1 protein-coding gene and 1 pseudogene are annotated in these 2,526 nt (G+C 55.7%); both read right to left on the minus strand.

The window, feature by feature from the left end; all coding sequences use genetic code 11:
- Nucleotides 1-1,025: 1,025 nt before the first annotated feature.
- Nucleotides 1,026-2,015 (minus strand): nodulation protein NodZ, encoded by a 990-nt coding sequence (locus Q2941_RS51280; protein WP_458197501.1) that lies wholly within the window; start codon nucleotides 2,013-2,015, stop codon nucleotides 1,026-1,028.
- Nucleotides 2,016-2,247: 232 nt separating this feature from the next.
- Nucleotides 2,248-2,526 (minus strand): annotated as a pseudogene (locus Q2941_RS51285) (nodulation protein); the annotation flags it as partial.

Genomic DNA, 2,526 nt, shown 5'->3' on the forward strand with positions numbered 1-2,526 from the left:
ATACCGGAGCGCATCGTCGGCTGCCATGTCGAGAACTAAACCCATCGTTCATTCCGTTGTCCTTGCCACAGTCATATGGCGCGCACATCGGTGCAGGATTTGGGCCAGTGCAATGCGAAGCAAGCCGACACGTTTGCGACGCAGTGTCGCGCTTGCAAACAGCTCAGCGGGTTAAAGCAATAGCGCGTTCGCTTTCTGACAGCCGCGCGCGATGTCGCTTTGTCCCTTTTTGATCTCCAGTAGCCATCCTAAACGGAAGCGCTATCGACTGGTCTCTTTTTCTCTCAAGTTCAACCAGGACAATAGTGTCCTCTTTGTCGGAAACGCTTCAACGCGTTCTGACGCCGTAAGTTTGTCATTTGCCCGCCGAACCGACAAACACCACTGGCGCGTCTTTTTTTTTGGCTTGATGGCCTTCGATGCGCAGAGTCCGGTCTCGTCGTCGCGTCATGAGAGATCCAGGCGGCGACCGGCGCCCTTCCCATCAACCATCCCTCGATCGAATAGACCACAGGGTCCTTGAGCACGACAGCTTATATCTCGGGTACGCCTTTGACGACCGCGGCGGCGCGATACTCACCACAGCAGCTAATCGGACGTCGTGAGCCTCATACGTCAGGTTCATCGGTTCAGTGGTCCTACAATTCAAGGATCTGGGGGGCTTGGCCCGACGGTGGCGTTTGTTTCGGCGCAATGGTGTGATCTAGAGAGATGCTATCGACTTCCAAGACCCCGCCCAATCACCGACACGCCTGTTAGTCCAACAGGAGACGATGTTTTCAATGCTCAAAAGACGTTTTGGTCTAACTGATGCCGGGAATAGCTTTGTCAGTACACGGACCTCAGCAGGCCCGGACAAGCCCGCCAGCGGCCGTATTCGGTCAAGGCTCATCTCGAACCCGGGAAGATTGTCGGCCTCACTCGGCGCCGTGCATTTTGAAAGACCCCTGCCAACGCATCCAGCAGCGAAACAGCATGGCAAATGCACACGGCAGTATGATCCGCGAGAGTGTGGGTTATGCAGGTTACGCGACGACGCGATGCTCGCGCGACTCATCGGTTATGATCAAGCGGCTGGGATCATTCAACTCGAACTCAATGATTCGAGGCACCACAAGGCGCGCATAGCGCGTAAAGGCGCTGGTCGGCGGAAAGCGAATGATGGTATCGCATCGAGCGAGGAGGTACATCTCCGTGAGAGCAGAAAACCCGCCTTCCGCTCCCAGTTCTGCACTGTGTAATGGTCCTGCTTGATCCGCCTGGAAGCGCTTTGAAATGGTAAAGAGGTCAGGAAACGCGGTCGACACCTGATCCAGCACCTTCGGGCTATCCGTACACAAAAACACCTTCACTGGATTTGCGTGCGGCAACGCCTTGGCCCTTTGGATGGCAGCGCATACCTGCCGCAAGGCAAGCTCCGGATCGGCCCAGTACGGCGTATGCCCCATGATATTTTCGCCGTTGCCGTGTCGAACATGGACACCTACTACGCTGCGACCGTCAAAGTGCTCCTGATGGATCGCTTCAATCCGCGCTTGAATTTCAGGCCGCAGTTTGATGGCCCGAAATATTTCTCGCTCTGCGTCTTGATCACACCCCCACATCAAACAAGCATCACACACCACGGTATTCGCCTGAGTATCATCTTTGGCGTCGAAGAGCTTCCTCAGCTCATCCCGCTCTCGAAAAATTTGTTCATCAGGCCGATAAATGCAATCGATGGACGGTCGATTCCACCAAGTCGGAAAAAACGGCCCTGGGAGTGAGAGTTGATTGACTTGGTCATCGCAAATCACGCGCACGCCGGCGATGTCTTGAATCGGTTGGAAGAACAGCCCAAAGGCGTTGGTGAAGGGCTCATCGAGATAACAGGAGCCGCGCCAATCGATGACCAGTGTACGCCCTGTCCGCTTGGCATACTGCCAGGCAGCCGCCAGCGACCACAAGCAATCCCCAAAACCAGTACGTCGCCGAGAAACAACGAACTTTTCCTTCATAGACCCGTCAACAGGCATTTTACTTTCCTTGCCACGACATAGCTGGAGGCTCAGGGGGAAGCACAACTCTACGAAGTGTCTCGCCTGAGGCTGCTATCCGGTTCATGGCGCCGACAAATCGCCTCGTAGAACTTTCTCGGCCAGTTGGCCATGCGATGCAGGGCGCTCGTTCATCGGCGAACACCCTGCTTCTGGACCCACTTGAACTCAGATTGCGCGATCTGAGTAGCCATATTCATCGAACGGGCCTTTATGCTGGCTCCGCCATTTGATCACAGTCACTCTCTACACGAGTAGCGCGTGAGGGAGGATGGAGGCGAACACGGCGCTGCTCCCACAGGCTCCGCAGTTCCTTGACGAGAGCTTCGCGCTCGGCCTGATCCAATGCCATCGAGTTGAAGAGGTCGAGGAGGACGGCTTCGCCTTTGACTCGCATCAGCAGATTGTACACATCATCTGAAATCCGGACACCATCATCGCCTGAGAACGCCGCGCGGATCTCGCACACCGTCTCCTGCCGATCTCGTGC

Source organism: Bradyrhizobium sp. UFLA05-153, from assembly GCF_054185185.1.

What these genes read in the sequence shown, in the direction of transcription:
- Q2941_RS51280 (WP_458197501.1), bottom strand. Translation starts at nt 2,015, where the DNA reads ATGCCTGTTGACGGGTCTATGAAGGAAAAGTTCGTTGTTTCTCGGCGA.